This is a genomic window from Pleomorphomonas sp. T1.2MG-36, from assembly GCF_950100655.1.
Classification (GTDB): domain Bacteria; phylum Pseudomonadota; class Alphaproteobacteria; order Rhizobiales; family Pleomorphomonadaceae; genus Pleomorphomonas.
In genome coordinates this window covers 1-16,260 of record NZ_CATNLY010000053.1, presented here as the reverse complement: position 1 = coordinate 16,260, position 16,260 = coordinate 1, and the positions used below count along the sequence as shown (strand labels likewise).

At 68.4% G+C, this 16,260-nt stretch carries 15 protein-coding genes and 1 pseudogene; 6 read left to right on the top strand and 10 right to left on the bottom strand.

Annotated elements, in window-relative coordinates:
* Window positions 1-3: 3 nt before the first annotated feature.
* The 8 genes from QQZ18_RS22770 to QQZ18_RS22735 all read right to left on the bottom strand — a co-directional run bounded on the left by QQZ18_RS22770 (window position 4) and on the right by QQZ18_RS22735 (window position 9,256).
* Complete coding sequence (locus tag QQZ18_RS22770) at window positions 4-1,101, bottom strand: DUF917 domain-containing protein (protein ID WP_284543335.1); 1,098 nt, start codon at window positions 1,099-1,101, stop codon at window positions 4-6.
* Window positions 1,102-1,105: 4 nt separating this feature from the next.
* Window positions 1,106-2,359 (bottom strand): Zn-dependent hydrolase, encoded by a 1,254-nt coding sequence (locus tag QQZ18_RS22765; RefSeq protein WP_284543333.1) that lies wholly within the window; start codon window positions 2,357-2,359, stop codon window positions 1,106-1,108.
* A complete protein-coding gene (locus QQZ18_RS22760) occupies window positions 2,356-3,729 on the bottom strand; it encodes a dihydroorotase (RefSeq protein WP_284543331.1) in 1,374 nt (457 codons plus the stop codon). The genes QQZ18_RS22765 and QQZ18_RS22760 overlap by 4 nt, the downstream gene beginning before the upstream one ends.
* A 3-nt stretch (window positions 3,730-3,732) precedes the next feature.
* Window positions 3,733-4,488 carry an ABC transporter permease gene (locus QQZ18_RS22755; RefSeq protein WP_284543329.1) on the bottom strand — a complete coding sequence of 252 codons (756 nt, stop codon included), beginning with the start codon at window positions 4,486-4,488 and terminating at the stop codon, window positions 3,733-3,735.
* A complete protein-coding gene (locus tag QQZ18_RS22750) occupies window positions 4,485-5,423 on the bottom strand; it encodes an ABC transporter ATP-binding protein (protein ID WP_284543328.1) in 939 nt (312 codons plus the stop codon). The genes QQZ18_RS22755 and QQZ18_RS22750 overlap by 4 nt, the downstream gene beginning before the upstream one ends.
* Window positions 5,420-6,604, bottom strand: coding sequence for an ABC transporter permease (locus QQZ18_RS22745; RefSeq protein ID WP_284543327.1), 1,185 nt, complete (start codon window positions 6,602-6,604; stop codon window positions 5,420-5,422). The genes QQZ18_RS22750 and QQZ18_RS22745 overlap by 4 nt, the downstream gene beginning before the upstream one ends.
* Before the next feature lie 54 nt (window positions 6,605-6,658).
* Complete coding sequence (osmF, locus tag QQZ18_RS22740) at window positions 6,659-7,567, bottom strand: glycine betaine ABC transporter substrate-binding protein OsmF (protein ID WP_284543325.1); 909 nt, start codon at window positions 7,565-7,567, stop codon at window positions 6,659-6,661.
* A 78-nt stretch (window positions 7,568-7,645) separates the two neighbouring features.
* Window positions 7,646-9,256 (bottom strand): aromatic amino acid lyase, encoded by a 1,611-nt coding sequence (locus QQZ18_RS22735; RefSeq protein ID WP_284543322.1) that lies wholly within the window; start codon window positions 9,254-9,256, stop codon window positions 7,646-7,648.
* Window positions 9,257-9,385: 129 nt separating this feature from the next.
* Here QQZ18_RS22735 and QQZ18_RS22730 point away from each other — a divergent pair, with 129 nt between their 5' ends.
* Entirely contained in the window at window positions 9,386-10,558 is a 1,173-nt protein-coding gene (locus QQZ18_RS22730) for a LysR family transcriptional regulator (protein WP_284543320.1), read from the top strand.
* A gap of 12 nt (window positions 10,559-10,570) precedes the next feature.
* Here QQZ18_RS22730 and QQZ18_RS22725 read toward each other — a convergent pair whose 3' ends face one another.
* Window positions 10,571-11,599 (bottom strand): class 1 fructose-bisphosphatase, encoded by a 1,029-nt coding sequence (locus QQZ18_RS22725; RefSeq protein WP_284543319.1) that lies wholly within the window; start codon window positions 11,597-11,599, stop codon window positions 10,571-10,573.
* Between the two features lie 369 nt (window positions 11,600-11,968).
* On the opposite strand from QQZ18_RS22725, the gene QQZ18_RS22720 reads away from it, so the two are divergent.
* Entirely contained in the window at window positions 11,969-12,907 is a 939-nt protein-coding gene (locus QQZ18_RS22720; RefSeq protein WP_446728698.1) for an ornithine cyclodeaminase family protein, read from the top strand.
* On the opposite strand, the gene QQZ18_RS22715 is transcribed toward QQZ18_RS22720, so the two are convergent.
* Window positions 12,812-13,741, bottom strand: coding sequence for an endonuclease/exonuclease/phosphatase family protein (locus QQZ18_RS22715; RefSeq protein WP_284543318.1), 930 nt, complete (start codon window positions 13,739-13,741; stop codon window positions 12,812-12,814). The genes QQZ18_RS22720 and QQZ18_RS22715 overlap by 96 nt on opposite strands.
* Window positions 13,742-13,989: 248 nt before the next feature.
* Here QQZ18_RS22715 and QQZ18_RS22710 point away from each other — a divergent pair, with 248 nt between their 5' ends.
* The 4 genes and pseudogenes from QQZ18_RS22710 to QQZ18_RS22695 all read left to right on the top strand — a co-directional run.
* Window positions 13,990-14,421 carry a low affinity iron permease family protein gene (locus tag QQZ18_RS22710; protein ID WP_284543315.1) on the top strand — a complete coding sequence of 144 codons (432 nt, stop codon included), beginning with the start codon at window positions 13,990-13,992 and terminating at the stop codon, window positions 14,419-14,421.
* A 234-nt stretch (window positions 14,422-14,655) separates the two neighbouring features.
* Window positions 14,656-14,781, top strand: a complete 126-nt coding sequence (gene ykgO / locus QQZ18_RS22705) for a type B 50S ribosomal protein L36 (RefSeq protein ID WP_026783921.1) — start codon at window positions 14,656-14,658, stop codon at window positions 14,779-14,781.
* A gap of 77 nt (window positions 14,782-14,858) precedes the next feature.
* A complete protein-coding gene (locus QQZ18_RS22700; RefSeq protein WP_284543313.1) occupies window positions 14,859-15,467 on the top strand; it encodes a tetratricopeptide repeat protein in 609 nt (202 codons plus the stop codon).
* Window positions 15,468-16,025: 558 nt separating this feature from the next.
* Window positions 16,026-16,260, top strand: a pseudogene (locus QQZ18_RS22695) (transketolase); the annotation flags it as partial.

Below are 16,260 nucleotides of genomic sequence, written 5' to 3'. Positions count from 1 at the left end.
CCCTCAGACCGATGCGCCGAGCGCGTAGCGGGCGATGTCGATGCCCATCGCCTTTTCCACCGGCGGATAGACGGTGGGATCGAGCACCGAGGACCCCAGGGGGATCAGCGTCTTCGGCACGTGCAGCACGAAGATGGTCATTCCCTCTTCGAGCTGGCCGACCGACAGCGGCTCGCCGTTGGTATTGAGCGTGGTGATGACGTCGGGGAAGGTGGCGATGCGCCGGCCGCCGGCATCGTCGACCGCCATGTACTCGTTCATGATGTGCAGCGTGGTCGCCCGCTTGCCGCTTTCGAGCGTCACCGTACCGATGTCGAAGGCTTCCTTGGTGTAGACCACCGCCTTTTTGGTGATGCGGCCCTCGGAGAGCAGCGCGCCGCCGGTGGTCTTCAGGATGGCATCGATCACCGCCGCGCCGCCCTTGTCCTCGGCGTCGAGGATGGCCTCGCCGAGGGCGAGCGCCAGGGAAATGCCGCCCAGCGCCGCGTTGGCCTTGACGTAGGCGGCGGTGACGGGCGCGCGGCAGGAGGCGATGAACCCGCCGGACATGTCGGAGGCGGTGCGCAGGATCGGCGATACCTTGGCGGTGGCGCCGCGCACGACCAGCTCGATGTAGCGATTGTCGGCGCGGTTGCCGCCGACGGCGGTCTGGATGGTCGGCGCGGGCGAACCGGCAAGGCCGATGGAGCCCATGTCGCCGGTCGGATGCGCCCGGATGTCGCCGACCGCGTCGACCACCTTGGCGCCGAGCGTCACCGCCGGCAGCCAGCCGTTCAGCGTCGACGAGCGGCCGTTCTGGCCGACCATGAAGCCGGCGATCTTCTTGCCGAGCGTCTCCTGCAGCAGTTGGGCGGCCTTGACGTAGTCGACGCCCTGCATCTCCCAGGGCGTGGTGCCGGCCGGCGCGCCGATGGCCGCCGCCGTAGCGACGATCGCCTCGGGGGCGAGTTCGTCGACCGAGACCAGCTCCGGCTTGCCCATGCGCACGGCGGCGCCGCCGAGCATGCGGCCATGGTCGACCCAGCCGCCGCCGCCGGCGGCGTAGACGGAGCCGCCGCGCACGGCGGCCTCGACGTCGCGGAGGGTGAGAATGCGGCCCATGGGTTCACTCCGTGTCTTGGCGCGCATCGAGGCGCCGGATGGTTTCGATCAGCACGTCGGTGCCGAGGGCGATGGCCTCGGCCTCCGCCCATTCGTCGGGGGAATGGCTGCGGCCGTCCCGGCAGGGGACGAACAGCATGGCGGCCGGCGCGATGCGCGCGAAGAACGCCATGTCGTGGCCGGCGCCGGAGGCCATGCGCCGGTGGGTGGCGCCCGCTGTGTCGGCGGCGGTTTCCATGAGTGACAGCAGCCCCGCGTCGGATGGCGTCGGCCAGTTGTCGGACACCCGGCGCGGCTCGGCGATCGCCACGCCGCGACGGCCGGCGATGTCGGCGACGAGGCCCGCGAGATCGGCGAGGAAGGCCTCCATGTCGGCGCGCCGTTCGGCGCGGGCGTCGATCAGCAGTCGGGCGGACGACGGCACCACGTTGGCGGCGCCGGGCAGGATGGAGAATTCGCCGACGGTGGCGGCGAAGTGGGCCTCGCCCAGCGACCGTTCGAGCGCCAGCCGTTCGATGGCGATCACCAGTTCGGCGGCGGCGACCAGCGCGTCGGCGCGGGTGGTCATCGGCGTGGTGCCGGCGTGGTCGGCCCGGCCGGCAACGGCGATCTCGACGCGGGTGATGCCGGCGATGGCCGTGACGATGCCGACGTCGAGCCGTCCGGCTTCCAGCACCGGCCCCTGCTCTATGTGCAGTTCGAGGAAGGCGGCGATGTCGGACCGCTTCGCCTCGGCAAGGCGGGCGGGATCGCCGCCGACGCCCCGGATGCCTTCGGCGAGGGTGAGGCTGTCGGCGGTGCGGACGAGCCAGTCTTCCGGCAGCACGCCGGCGATGGCCCGCGAGCCGACGCAGGAGACGCCGAAGATCGACACCTCCTCGGCGAGGCAGTCGACCACCTCGAAATCGTGGTCGAGTTCGATGCCGCGCTCCCGGAGGGCGCGGGCGATCTCCAGGCCGGCCACCACGCCGGCAATGCCGTCGAACCGGCCGCCGTCCGGCACCGTGTCGGAATGCGAGCCGACGGCGAGGACGCCTTTGCCGGGAACCCGCCCCGGCCGGCGTCCGATCATGTTGCCGGCGGTGTCGATGCGGACGTCGAGCCCGGCGTCCGCCATTGCCTTGGCCATGTAGGCTCGCCCGTCGAGGAAGCGCGGCGTGAAGGCGCGGCGCGTCCAGGGACGATCGGGATCGGTCAGCGCGGCCAGCGCGTCGATGTCGGCGGCGATGCGGTCGGCGCGGGCGAGACGGTTGGTCATGGCGAAATCGGCCGGGTGACTGGCGGGCGGACGAAGCGGCCACGGCCGGGCTCGGCCAGCACCTTGCCGCCGGCATAGACCTCATCGCCTCGATTGTAGGTGGCGGCGACGCGCCAGGGCAGGCGCATGCCGTTGTAGGGCGACCAGCCGACCACCGTGTTGCCGCTCGCGGCGGCGTCGTAGACGTAGGGCTCGGGCGTCATCACCACGATGTCGGCATCGCGGCCGACGGCGAGCGCGCCCTTGACGTGGTCGATGCGGAAATGGCGGGCCGGGTTCTCGGCCATCAGCTTCGCCGCCCAGGTCAGCGGCACGCCACGTTCGAGCGCGCCCTTGACGAACAGCGGGATCATCGCTTCGAGGCCGGGGGCGCCGGACGCGTTCTTCAGCATGTCCGGGTCGGTCTTGCGCTCCTCCGACCAGGCGACGTGGTCGGTGGACACCAGCCAGACGTTGCCGGCGGCGACGTGGCGCCACAGCGTCTCCACCTCGGCGCGCGGCCGGATCGGCGGGTTGATCTTGGCCCTGCCGCCGAGCCGGGCGACGTCGTGCTCCTCGTCGAGCGTCAGGTAGTGGATGCAGGCCTCGGCGGTGGCCATGTGGCCTTCGGCGCGATAGCGGGCGGCCAGCTCGTAGCCGCGCCCCACCGAGCAGTGGACGACGTGGGCGTCGCAGCCCGTGCTGGCGCCGATCTCGTAGATCTCGGCCATGGCCAGCGTTTCGGTGATCGGCGGGCGGGACAGGCCGTGGGCGCGCCAGTCGGTGATGCCGGCCGCCTTCACCTTGGCCATGTGCGCCTCGACCGCCTCGTGGTTCTCGTTGTGAACGCCGGCCACCAGTCCGTAAGGCGCGATGGCGGCGAAGGCGTCGTGGAGCATCTGCGGCGGGATGCGGGGAAAGCGCGTCGGGTGGGTGCCGAAGGTCGAGAACTTGAAGGCGGCAACGCCGGCCTCGATCATCTCGGCAATGCGGCTTGCTCCCTCGGCCGGGTCGATGGTGCCATGCAGGGCGAAGTCGACGCGCGCTTGGCTCTCGGCATGGGCGACCTTGCGCTTCACCGCGTCGGCGGAGTTGACCACGTCGCCCTCGTCATAGGGCATGTCGACGATGGTGGTGACGCCGCCGGCTGCCGCCGCCCGCGTCGACCAGACGAAGTCCTCCTGGCCCTTCTGGCTGAGCGAATGCACCTGGGCGTCGATGGCGCCGGGCAGGATCAGAGCGTCGCCGAGGTCGTGGCGGGTGCGGGCCGAGGGGGCGACGCCGCGGCCGATCATCGCCACCTTGCCGCCCGAAACGGCGACGAAGCCGCGCGGCACCAGCTCGTCCGGCAGAACCAGCGTGCCGGCGAGGACGAGGTCGAAATCGGACATGGCTCAGGTCTCCGTCTGCGGCCGGGCGCCGCGCCGCTTTGCCGCTTGGCGCGCCACGGCCTGAAAGCCGTCGGAAATCAGCACGGCCAGGACGCCGGTGATGACGCCGCCCTGGACGATGAAGGCGAGATTGTTGGACAACAGGCCGGCGACGATCACCTCGCCGAGCCCCTTGGCGGCCACCGTCGAGCCGATGGTCGCCGTGGCCAGGCCGATGACGGCCGACAGCCGGATGCCCTCGACGATCAGCGGCATGGCGAGCGGCAGCTCGACCTTCAGAAGGCGCTGGCGGTTCGTCATGCCCATGGCCGAGGCGGCCTCGACGACGGCCGGCGGCAGCGTCGACAGGCCGACCAGCGTGTTCTCGAAGATCGGCAGCAGGCCGTAGAGGAACAGCGCCATGCGGGTCGGCGCCTCGCCGAAGCCCATGGCTGGTACCGAAAGCGCCAGCACCGCCACCGGCGGGAAGGTCTGGCCGATGTTGACGACGGCGCGCGACAGGGCGAGGAACTCGGCGCCGGCCGGCCTCGTCACGAAGATGGCGAGCCCGACGGCGACCACGGCGGCGGCCAGCGTCGACACGGCGACGGTGAGCAGATGCGACAACGTCAGGTCGATCAGGCTGCCCTGATTGTAGATCGGCGGTGCGCCGTTGTTGGTCAGCGGCGCCAGCAGGCCGGCAAAGCGATCCGGCGCCGCGAGAAAGGTGATGAGCGTCAGGAAGACGATCAGCCGCAGGAGGGTGCCGGGGCGGATCATCTGGGCCGCGCCGCCCGGCCGGCAATGCTGTCGAGACTGACGCGGCCGATCGGCGCTCCGGCGGCGTCGACCACCGGCGCCGTCTTGCGGCCGGACCAGAGCAGCACGCCGAGGCCCTCGTAGAGGCTGGCATCGGCGGCAAGCGGTGCACCGTCCGCCTCGCCGGGTTCGACCGCCGCACCGACCGTGCCGAGCGTCAGGTAATGGAAGGGGCGGTCGAGGGAGCCGATCAGGTCGTCGACGAAGGCATCGGCCGGTCGGGCCAGAATGTCGGCGGCCGGCGCATATTGCTTGAGGCGGCCACCGTCCATGACGGCGATGCGGTCGCCGAGATGGACCGCCTCGGCCATGTCGTGGGTGACCAGCAGTATGGTGGTGCCGGTGCGCCGCTGGATGGCCTTGAGGTCGGACTGCGCCTTGGCGCGGATGATCGGATCGAGGGCCCCGAACGGCTCGTCCATCAGCAGGAGGGCGGGCTTGGCCGCCAGCGCGCGGGCGACGCCGACGCGCTGCTGCTGGCCGCCGGACAGTTCGTGCGGATAGCGGCCGGCGAACTGGGCGTGATCGAGCTGGAACAGCTCCATCAGTTCCTCGACGCGGGCGGCCACCGTCTTGCGGTCCCAGCCGAGCAGCATCGGCACGGTGGCGATGTTGCGGGCGACGGTCCAGTGCGGAAACAGGCCGTGGTTCTGGATGGCGTAGCCGATCGAGCGCCGGAGTTCGTGCGCCGGCATCATCGACACGTCGTTGCCTTCGATGAAGACGCGGCCCTCGGTCGGCTCGATCAGCCGGTTGACCATGCGCAAGAGCGTCGACTTGCCCGAGCCGGAGGTGCCGACGATGACGGTGATCGTGCCGGACTCGATCTCCATGTGGACGTCGTTGACGACGGGGATGTCGCCATAGACCTTGGTGAGATGGCTGAGTTCGATCATGCCTTACCCTTGCCGGAAATCTCGATGACGGCGTCGAGCACGACGGCGGCGGCGAAAGCCAGCGCCACCGGCGGCAGCGCGCCGAGCAGGATGAGGTCGGTGGCCGTCTGGCCTAGCCCCTGGAACAGGAAGACGCCGAAGCCGCCGCCGCCGATCAGCGCCGCCACCGTGGCAAGGCCGATGTTCTGGACGAGGACGATGCGGATGCCGGTGAGAACGACCGGCAGCGCCAGCGGCATTTCCACCTGGAGGAGGCGCTGCCGGTCGGTGAGCCCCATGCCGCGCGCGGCGTCGACCACGGCGCGCGACACCCCGGACAGGCCGACCACGGTGTTGGCGACCATCGGCAGCAGCGAATAGAGGAACAGCGCCAGGAAGGCCGGCGCCGTGCCGATGCCGCGAATGCCGATGGCATGCGCGCCCGGCACGTTGGCGGCGATCCAGCCGAGCGGGGCGATCAGGATGCCGAACAGCGCCATCGACGGAATGGTCTGGATGATGTTGAGGACGTTGATCATCGGGTCGCGGACGGCGCGGACCTGATAGGCGAGGACGCCGAGCGGCAGACCGATGGCGACGGCGGCGGCCAGCGAGCCGGCGGCGAGCACCACGTGGTTGATCGCCTCGCGCCAGAACACGTCGGCGCGGTTGCGGTATTCGGCGATGAGCGACAGGTGGCTCCAGGCGCCGGAGGCGAGCAGGGCGACGATCAGCGCCGCCGTGGCGACCAGCGCGACCAGCCGGCCGACTGGGCCGAGCTTCAGCCGCACCATGGCGTCGGTGACCAGCATGGCGGTGGCGAACACCCCGACCCAGAAGCCGCTGGCCGGCGCGATGCGGGCATAGGGGTTGTCGGTCGGCGTCAGGTGCGTGCCGGCGGCGCCGACGCTGAGGGCGAGGGCGCCGATGGCCAGCGCGCCGAGGACGAGGCGGAACACCGGGCTGCGGCTCGCCACGGCCGTGACCAGCGCGGCGACGAGAACGGCGGTGACCGCGGCGGCCTCCATCGGCGGCAGCGCGTCGAACAGCCGGAGGCCGGTTCCCGAGGCGATGCGGGTCGCCCGGAAGGTGGCAAAGGGCAGTGCCAGCGTCACGGCCACCAGGATGGCGATGACGACGCCGAGACGGTCGACCCGCGGCGCGGCGGCTCCGTCCGTTCCGGCATCTGAAAGCGTCGTCATGGCAATCCTTCGGCTGGGAAAGGCGGAGGGGCAGAACCCCTCCGCGTCAGGCTGTTACTTGAGGAAGCCCTTGGTCTTCAGATAGTCCTCGGCAACCGCCTTGGCCGGCTCGCCGCCGATCTGGACGCGGGCGTTGAGGTCCTGCAGCGTCACAAGGTCGAGGCTTTCGAAGATCGGCTTCAGCGTGTCGGCGATCGTCGGGTTGGCCTTCAGCACCTCTTCGCGGACGATGGCGGTCGGCTGGTAGACCGGCTGCACCGCCTTGTCGTCGTCGAGCACTAGGAGGCCCGAGGGGGCGATGGCGCCGTCCGTGCCGTAGACCATGGCGGCATTGGCGCCGTTGGTCTGGTCGGCCGCCGCCTTGATGGTGGCCGCCGTGTCGCCGCCGGACAGCACGATCAGCTGCTCGGGCGTCAGCTTGAAGCCGTAGGTGGTCTGGAACGAGGGCAACGCGGAGGCCGAATTGACGAACTCGGCCGAGCCGGCCAGCTTCACTTCGCCGCCCTTGGCGACCCAGGCACCGAAATCGCTGAGCGACTTGACGCCGGCCTTGTCGGCCACGTCCTTGCGCAGGGCGATGGCCCAGGTGTTGTTGGCCGGCGACGGCGTCAGCCAGACGATCTTGTTGGCGTCGTAGTCGAGCTTCTTGGCTTCCTCGTAGGCCTTGGCGGCATCCTTCCACAGCGGATCGTCGGCCTTGTTGAAGAAGAAGGCGGCGTTGCCGGTGTACTCGGGATAGATGTCGATCTCGCCGGCGGTGATCGCCTGGCGCACCACCGGCGTTCCGCCGAGCTGGATGCGGTCCTCGACCTCGATGCCGGAATTCTGAAGCGCGAGCAGGATGATGTTGCCGAGGACACCGCCCTCGGTGTCGATCTTCGAGGACACCACGACCTTGGCGTCGGCGGTGCCGGCGAGAAGGCCAAGGGCAAGCACGGCGGTAGCGTATTTCAACTGGGTCATGACTGTTCTCCTGGCAGGTAGCGGGTAATCCCGTTCTATTTTTTCAGTCTTCACCGGCCATTGAGAGGCACGGCATTCTCAGGCGCTGTCGAAAATAGCAAAAAAATTGTCGAATCCTGGCAGTGGCGCCGCCTTCCCCAACTCGGCGATCCGCGCCGTGGAAGCGAGGTCGGCGGCGATCGCCTCGATCTCGCGCGACAGCGGGCGGTCTCGGTCGTGCGGCGCTGCGAAGCGGCGAACGGTGGCATGGACGCGGCCGGCGAGGCCCTCGGGCCGGAGGCCGGCCACGTCGAAGGCGGCGGCGGCGATCAACGCTTCCAGCGCGGCCAGCATGTCGAGCGCGTCGAGCGCACCCGACAGGTTCTCCACGGCCAGCGGCAGGAAGGTCGCCTCGTCCTCCAAACCGTCGGCCACCACGACCGGTTCCGTCGAAACCGGTATGGCGAGATGGCGGACGCGGGCGAACAGTTCGGCGGCGAGCTTCAGCACCGGCCCGAAGCCGGTCCTCGTCGTGCCGGGCGCCACCAGATTGACCGGCAAGCCGATCAGGCGGCCGTTGGCGATCAGGATGCAGCGGTTCATGGCGTTGCGCGCCAGATGGGCTAGCGCCAGCGTTGTGCCCTCGACGGCGAGCGTCAGGTCGAGCGGCAGCGAACCGCCGGACGACAGGACGGCGCCATCGACGACCACGGGGTTGTCGTCGTTCTTGGCGGTGTCGGCGACAGCTGCGCGGCCGGTGGCCTCGACGGCGTCGATGGCGGCGGCAAACACTTGCGGCATCATGCGCAGGCTGAGCGGATCGTGGACGCGATTGCCGGGCGGGATGGCCGCTTCCGTGCGGGCGGTGTCGATCCAGTGGCCGATCTCCGCCTGACGCGGCGTGCCGAGAACGGTGGCGGCCAGTGCCGGCGCCGGCAGGGAGCCGGCAGCCGAGGCGGCGGTGAGGCCGGTGGCCATCAGCGTGCGCAGCGTGCCGGCGGCGCGGCCGATGGCGGAGGCGGCAAGTGCCACGCCGGCGGCGTTGGAGCTCAGGGCGGCCAGACTGTCCTTCACGCCGCACTCGAAGGAACCAAGGCCGGCCCGGGCGATCGCTTCGCGCGCGGGCATCGTCTCACCGGCCAATAGGACCTCGCCTTCGCCGGCCAACGCGGCTCCCACCTGTCCCATCAGGCCGATGTCGCCGGTCCCCATGGAGCCGACCGGCCGCAGCACCGGCGTCAGGCCGGCGTTGAGCCAGGCGACCAGCTGGCGGGCGAGGGCCGGCGTCGAACCGGTGTGACCGGCGAGCATGGTGTTGGCGCGGATCGCCATGGCAAGACGGGTGACCGGGATGGGCAGCGGCGTGCCGATGCCGAACGAATGGGCGATGACGAGGTCGGCGTTGAAGCGGGCAAGGTCCTGCGGCGACGGCGTCCAATCCTTCATGGCCCCGACGCCAGTGTTGGCGCCGTAGACGAGCGCTCCGGAGGCAAGCGCCGCCTCGAAGGCCGCACGGGCGGCGGCGGCGGCGGCCAGGGCCGCCTCGTCGATCACCACGACGTCGGTTCCGGCCGACAGACGCCTCAGGGCGGTGAAATGCAGCGGCTTGCCATCGAGCACGACGGCGCCCATTCCCGCCGCCACGGCTTCCAGGACGGCGAGGCCCGTCGACGTTTCGTCTGCGAAATCGGGGGAGGACAATTCTGACACTCTCGTCACCTTTTCGTCGGCCAGCATAGGTCAAGGTTGCGAGGGAAGGGATATCCCTTTATCTGAACGGCCTATGCCTAGCGTCTGTCGCTGCCTCTGAGTTGGTCAAATCCCGCGGATCTGCCTCATATGGATACAGCAGCACTCATCATTTGCGATAGCGTTTTGCGCGCCGCCTCGCTCCGGGGCGCGGCGCGGACGCTGGACCGGCCGACCGGCAGCGTGGCGGCGGCCTTTCGCCGGGTGGAAGCGGCCCTGGCCGTCGATCTGGCCTTTGCCGCCGGCTCCAGCCTGACCTTCACCTTCGAGGCGCGCCGCATCGGGCGCGATCTGGCGCAGATCGCCGACCTCGCCGTGGCGATATGGGGTGACGATCAGGCGGAAAGCGGCCGGCAGTGGGCGGCGGCCCGGCCGTTGTCGCTCCTGGCGCTGCAACATTTCGTCGACGCGCTTGCCGCCGGCAGCATTCGCACGGCGGCCCGGCGCATCGGCGTCGGCCAGCCGCAGCTGTCGCGCCAGCTCGCCCGCCTCGAGGAGAAGCTCGGAACCCGGCTGCTTGACCGGAATGCCGGCGGCTGCCGGCCGACGCCGGCCGGAGAGCGGGTCGCCGCGCTCGCTTCCGAGCTTCTCGGCCGCTGGACCCTGCTGACCAGCACGTCGGCCCGCGACTTTCGCCGTCAGGTCGCCACGCTCCGGCTCGGCGCCATCGTGCCGCTCGGCCATGAAAGCCAGATCGCCCACATGCTGGCCGATCTCGTCGCCGCTTGGCGGCAGCCGGGTCGGCGCAGCCACCTGATGCTGAAGAGTTCGACCGCCGAGGATCTGATCTCCGAGCTGAAGGCCGGGCGACTCGACTTCGCGCTGGTCGACATGCTGGTATCCGGCCCCGACTTCGACAGCGTCGAGATCGGCCGCTCGCGCCTCGCCGTGGTCGGGGCGGCGGGCTTCCGGACTCGCTCGCCCGATCCGGTGGAAGCGCTGCGCCGCGAACCTGTGGCGGTGCCGACCGCCCGCTCCGGTCTCAGGCGCGCCGTGCGGGACCTCCTGGAGGCGGGCGGCGAACGCAGCGACCAGACACCGGCCAACTTCACCGAGATCGACTCGATCCCCGTCATCATCAACCTGGTGCGCGAGCACGGCTATCTCAGCGTGCTGCCCAAGGTGTCGGTCGATGGCGTCATCGGCGGGGTCGACGCGGTGGAGCTGCCCGCCGCCTTCGACCTGCCGGTCTGCCTTGTCTGGATGAAGGCACGCGACCTTGGGCAGGCCGCCGCCGAGATCATCCGCGACATTCGCGCTTGACTCAGGACGGCATCAGGCGGCGGATATCTCTTCCTTGCCGCCCGCTTCGGCGTAATAGCGGCCGATGCGCTCCACCTCGTTCTTCGAACCGAGGATGACGCCGGTGCGCTGGTGCAGCCGCTCGGGCGCGATGTCGAGGATGCGCTCGTCTCCGGAGATCGCCCGGCCGCCGGCCTGCTCGACGATGAAGGCCATCGGGTTGGCTTCATAAAGAAGACGCAGGTGACCGCCCCTCTGCGCGTTGTCGCTGTCCACCGGATACATGAACACGCCGCCGCGCATCAGGATGCGATGCACCTCGGCCACCATCGAGGCGATCCAGCGGGTGTTGAAGCTCCTGCCGCGCGGCCCTTCCGGCCCGGCGATGCATTCGCGGACATAGCGGCGAATCGGCGCCGGCCAGTGGCGCTCGCGCGAGGCGTTGATGGCATATTCGCCGGTGTCCTCGGGAATGCGCATGTCGGGGTGGGTAAGGACGAAGACGCCGATGTTGTGGTCGAGCGTGAAGCCGTTGACGCCGTGGCCGGAGGTCAGCACCATCATGGTCGACGAGCCATAGATGGTATAGCCGGCGGCCACCTGTTTGACGCCGGGCTGCAGGTAGACGTTCTCGTCGGCGGGGTCGGCGCCCTCGGGCAGGCGCAGGATCGAGAAGATGCTGCCGACGGCCACGTTGACGCCGATGTTGGACGAGCCGTCGAGCGGATCGAACAGCAGCAGATAGCGGCCATCGGAGCCGCGCGAGATATAGGCGTCCTCCAGTTCCTCGGAGGCGACACCGGCCCAGTTGCCGCTCTGGTCGGTCATGTAGAGGAAGATGTCGTTGGCGAGAACGTCGAGCTCCTTCTGCTCCTCGCCCTGCACGTTGCGCGAACCGGCATAGCCCATGGTGCCGGCCATGGCGCCGCGGTTCACCTCGTTGGAGATCGTCTTGCAGGTGGTGCAGATGTCGGTCATCAGCGCGGTGAACACGCCGCTGCCGCCGAGGCGCCGCTGCTCCTGCACCAGAAAGAGCGGCAGTGTGATGCGTCGATAGGTCATGGTCTCTCCCGAGAGGAGGTGGGGATGATCGCCTTTGCCGCTTTGCGAGGCTAATGCGCACAAAACGAGCTGTCTTTATTGGCTTTCGCCTCGAATAAAATCATCCTGTCAAAGCATATTCCGATTTCGTTCGGTGAGTTGTCTAAGGTTATGTCGGCAATGATAGTCGCGGTGGGTGCGCTCAAAAACTATTCGTTTGGCGAGTTTAACGTTAAAACTGGATTTGCATGGCACATATACGGAAAATGGATGGCTCGTCTACATGGGTGTCCTTGACGCGCCGATATGAAGGCGACGTGGCGCGAGAGCGGGCTTCCAATCGCACGCCGGGGCGTTATGCTTCCGGCTTTCCGCATCCGGGAGCCTTTCATGCTCGTTCTCGACGCCAATGCCACCGCGTCCGCCCTCGACTACTCGGCGCTGATCGCCGGGCTGCGCGAGATGTTCGCGGCCGGCGTGACGGCGCCGCTGCGCCACGCCCATGGTCTGCCGCGCTCCGGTGAGCCGGATGCCACGCTGCTCGTGATGCCGGCCTGGATGGGCGACGGCAGCCACGGCGGCGTCAAGATCGTCAACGTCGTGCCGGGCAACGCCAAACGCGGTCTTGCGGCGGTGACGGCGAGCTATCTGCTGTTCGACGAAACGACCGGCGCCCACATGGCGCTGATGGATGGCGCGACGCTGACGGGGCGGCGCACGGCGGCCGCCTCGGCGCTCGCCGCGTCCTATCTGGCGCGGCCCGATGCCCGCACGCTTCTTGTGGTCGGGGCAGGCCACATCGGATCGGAGATGCCCGATGCCTACCGCGCGGCGTTGTCCATCGAGCGCGTGCTCGTCTGGAACCCGACGCCGGCGAGGGCCGAGCGGCTGGTGCGCCGCCTGCGGGACAAGGGCATTGCGGCCGACGTGCGCGGCGATCTCGAAGCGGCCGTCGGCGAGGCGGATGTCATCTCCTGCGCCACATTGTCCCGGTCGCCATTGATCCGAGGCGACTGGTTACGCCCCGGCCAGCACCTCGATCTCGTCGGCTCCTTCACCCCGGACATGCGCGAGGCCGACGATGACGCCGTGGCGCGCGGCCGGGTGTTCGTCGACGGGCCGGCGGCGGCGATCGAATCGGGCGACATCAAGGGGCCGATGGCATCGGGCGCGCTGAAGGAGATTGCCGGCACGCTCTACGATCTTTGCGGGGGGCGTGTCGAAGGGCGGCGGTCAGCGGCGGAGATAACGGTCTTCAAGTCGGTCGGACTCGCCGTCGAAGACCTGGCCGCCGCCCGCGTCGCGCTCGCGGCGCGGCGGCAGGAGTGAGGTGTCGCCGAACAGCCCGCCGGCCGACTTCAGGTCGACCACCGCCTTGACCGGCAGGTGGTCCGACGCACGCCGGGCGACCGGGCTGTCATGCACGCCGAATTCCGCGACCAGTCCGTCGGGCCAGCCGAAGATGCGGTCGAGCGGGAAGACCGGTCGGCGCGAGGGAAAGCTCGGTACGGCGTTGGCCGTCTGGAACAGGGGCGACAGCCGTTCCAGCGGCGAGTTGACCCGGCCGGGCCGCCATTCGTTGAAATCGCCGCACAAGAGCGTCGGCATCGCCTCGCGCGCTTCGAGGTGCGAGCGCAGGCGCTCCATCTGCAGGCGCCGAGTACGGCTCAACAGGCCGAGATGGGCGGCAACGACGCGCAGCGGTCGGCCGCCGATGTCGAACTCAGCCAGCACGGCGCCGCGCGGTTCGGCGTGCGGCAGGTGGAGTCGCTCGGCCCTGATGATGGTGCCGCGCCGGTAGAACAGGGCATTGCCGTGCCAGCCATGGCTCATCGGCCGGGCTGCCAGCGGCACCAGGGTGAGGCCGGTTTCCCGCTCCAACGTGGCAAGGTTGAGCCGGCCTTTGCGGTCGCCCAGGCGACGGTCGCATTCCTGCAGCGCGATGATGTCGGCGTCGATCTCGGCGATCACCGAAATCGTGCGGGCCGGATCGTAGGTGCCGTCGTTGCCGATGCCCTTGTGAATATTGTAGCTGGCGACGCGGACGAGATCGCAGCCGTCGCAGGCCGGCGCCGCCGTGGCGGCATCGGGCGCCCGGCCGAGCCGGATGAAGCGGCCAACGCTGTCAAGCAGGCGGGAAAGGCTGGCAAACTGCCCGGGCATGGTGTTCGAGCCTCTTCGTCCGACGTCGGGAGCCGGCACTGGAGTTCTGGACGTCGGTTCCCGTCCTCCATGCGATAACAGCGGAATGGCGGCGAGAAAAGGGCGGGGACGACGAAACCGTAGGGCCGGCGCGGAACCGCCTCCTTGGGATTTGGTTGTCTCCGCGTGCGTGTCGCTCCTCGCCGCACGGGCCGGGGTCCGATCCCCGCGTCGACGAGGGCGTCCTACGTTCGCAACACGAGGTGACCATGAGCGGTTCCACTGCGTCGCGCCTTTTCTCGCAATTTGCCTCCGCCATCTCCGAACTGTCCGGCCGGCCGGCGACCTTCGCCCTCGCCGTGGGCATGGTCGTCGTCTGGGCGATCTCCGGGCCTTTCTTCGGCTTTTCCGAAACCTGGCAGCTCGTCATCAACACCTCGACCACCATCGTCACCTTCCTGATGGTGTTCGTTCTCCAGAACTCCCAGAACCGCGACGGCAAGGCCCTGCAGGCGAAGATCGACGAGTTGATCCTGACGTCGAAGGCGCAGAACAAGTTCGTCGGCATCGAGAAGCTGGACGAGGACGAAATTCGCGAGGTCAGCCAGGCCCTGGCCGAGAAGGCGGAGGCGCTGGACGACATGGCCGACAAGGCTGAGGACCTCGAGGAGGTGGCCGAACAGAACAGGGAAAGCCGTTAGCCGGATTGCCTCTGCCGGCCGCCATCTTCGTCCTCGCAAAAACAGCTGTCTCCCCCCGAAAAGTCGGTCATGGCGCAATTGACATCTGCGAGGTCGATACGTATGGTCCGCCCGAATTCGGGCAAGGGGGCTCTGCCCTCCTGGCATCGGGATTGATGACGTCGGGCATCGCCCCGTCGGCGGCGCGTCTTCTGACGCTGACGCCGTGGCGGCATGTCGGCAAGGATGGACCAAATGAAGATCAAGAACTCTCTCCGGGCCCTCATGACCCGCGACCGCAACAATCGCATGGTCCGTCGCAAGGGCCGTATCTACATCATCAACAAGAAGAATCCGCGCTACAAGGCCCGTCAGGGCTGATTGAGGGCGGGCGCTTGGCCCGCCTCGGCGCCAGGATGCACTCGACGATCGCTGCCCGGGAAGGTACCTTCCCGGGTATGCGTGTTTTTGTGCCCTTCGCTTTGCTGTTCATGATCGCTGCCGGATCGGCTTTCGCCGAAGACGGTTTGCCGCCGCCCGCCGCCAGCGGGCGCGAACGGCTGACCTCGGTCGTTCCGGCCGACAGGACCGCCGAGCTGGACGGTCTGTTCACCCGCCTCGCCGCTGCCCGCGATCGCAAGGAGGCGGCCGGCATCGAGACCGACATCCGGAACCGCTGGGCCGAGAGCGGCAGCGCCACCTGCGATCTCATGCTGTCGTGGACCCAGAAGGCGGTGGCGGCCGGTGACGCCGCCGGCGCGCTCGATATTCTCGACGAACTGACGGTGCGGCAGCCGGCCCTCGCCGAAGCTTACTATCGGCGCGGCACCCTGCATCTTCTGGCTGGCCGTCTGTCGCCGGCGCTCGGCGACTTCCAGACCGTGCTGCGCATCGAGCCGCGCCATTTCATGGCAATGAAGGATCTGGCCGTACTGCTCGAAGACATCGGCCAGCACGAGCGGGCCCTTGAGGTGTTGCGCCGCCTTCAGGCGATCGATCCGCATTTCGACGGCCTCGACGAGGCCATCGAGGCCATCGTGGCCGGCAGCCATGGCCGCGACATCTGAGTCCTGCAGATCCTCTCCGCTGGCGAGGCCGCGCTGCTGAGGGTCGGCATTTATTGCGGACATCGCTCCTCTATTTCACTTGGAGCTGGCCGGCGCGGCGTCGTCGCGGCCGATGCAGGCCGGTCATTTGATGGGCATCCGCCAACTTGGCAAGACTCGATTATAAAAGCTCACAATCGAGATATATCGTAATCGGTAATTTTCGATTTCTTGCGATTCATCGCACCGATGGTGCAAAATGACTTGCGCGTGCAGGTTGCTATCTCTTTATTTTCTCTCCTTTCAGAGGGTTAGCTGTCTGCGCCTCGAGCGTCTCGGGAAGCGGAATCGCTCGACTTATTCGTGTAACTGGTCAATGCCTGCAGGGCCAAATGGCAGGAATGTCCATGTAAGCGGTAAAATCCTATTGACGCCCGCCTCGAATCCGATAACATTCGCTAAAAATCGAAACCAAACGCTTGTTCTTGGGTTTGGCTCGCTCGAACAATAATAACTTCGGACCGTGAAATATTAATCGGACCTGTATTTCCGGTGCGTCAATGCAGCTGGAGACATTGCATGTCTACTGGTGGGTCGTGGCCTATTTCATCTGATATCGACAGGATCGACATGGTCCGCGCCCGGGCTCTGAGCATTCGCCGCAGCGCCTTCACGATGGTGCACGAGGCCCGGCTCGGCCATCCCGGCGGCGACTTCTCGGCAGCCGACATCCTGGCGACGCTGTACTTCGGCGTCATGCGCTACGATCCCAACGAGCCGCGCCATCCGGACCGCGACCGGTTCATCATGAGCA

Coding starts and splice junctions, on each gene's coding strand:
- QQZ18_RS22750 (WP_284543328.1), bottom strand. CDS start 5,423: ATGATCGAACTCAGCCATCTCACCAAGGTCTATGGCGACATCCCCGTC.
- QQZ18_RS22710 (WP_284543315.1), top strand. CDS start 13,990: ATGAGCGGTTCCACTGCGTCGCGCCTTTTCTCGCAATTTGCCTCCGCC.
- osmF (WP_284543325.1), bottom strand. CDS start 7,567: ATGACCCAGTTGAAATACGCTACCGCCGTGCTTGCCCTTGGCCTTCTC.
- ykgO (WP_026783921.1), top strand. CDS start 14,656: ATGAAGATCAAGAACTCTCTCCGGGCCCTCATGACCCGCGACCGCAAC.
- QQZ18_RS22715 (WP_284543318.1), bottom strand. CDS start 13,741: ATGCCCGGGCAGTTTGCCAGCCTTTCCCGCCTGCTTGACAGCGTTGGC.
- QQZ18_RS22745 (WP_284543327.1), bottom strand. CDS start 6,604: ATGACGACGCTTTCAGATGCCGGAACGGACGGAGCCGCCGCGCCGCGG.
- QQZ18_RS22770 (WP_284543335.1), bottom strand. CDS start 1,101: ATGGGCCGCATTCTCACCCTCCGCGACGTCGAGGCCGCCGTGCGCGGC.
- QQZ18_RS22720 (WP_446728698.1), top strand. CDS start 11,969: ATGCTCGTTCTCGACGCCAATGCCACCGCGTCCGCCCTCGACTACTCG.
- QQZ18_RS22700 (WP_284543313.1), top strand. CDS start 14,859: ATGCGTGTTTTTGTGCCCTTCGCTTTGCTGTTCATGATCGCTGCCGGA.
- QQZ18_RS22730 (WP_284543320.1), top strand. CDS start 9,386: ATGGATACAGCAGCACTCATCATTTGCGATAGCGTTTTGCGCGCCGCC.
- QQZ18_RS22755 (WP_284543329.1), bottom strand. CDS start 4,488: ATGATCCGCCCCGGCACCCTCCTGCGGCTGATCGTCTTCCTGACGCTC.
- QQZ18_RS22725 (WP_284543319.1), bottom strand. CDS start 11,599: ATGACCTATCGACGCATCACACTGCCGCTCTTTCTGGTGCAGGAGCAG.
- QQZ18_RS22760 (WP_284543331.1), bottom strand. CDS start 3,729: ATGTCCGATTTCGACCTCGTCCTCGCCGGCACGCTGGTTCTGCCGGAC.
- QQZ18_RS22765 (WP_284543333.1), bottom strand. CDS start 2,359: ATGACCAACCGTCTCGCCCGCGCCGACCGCATCGCCGCCGACATCGAC.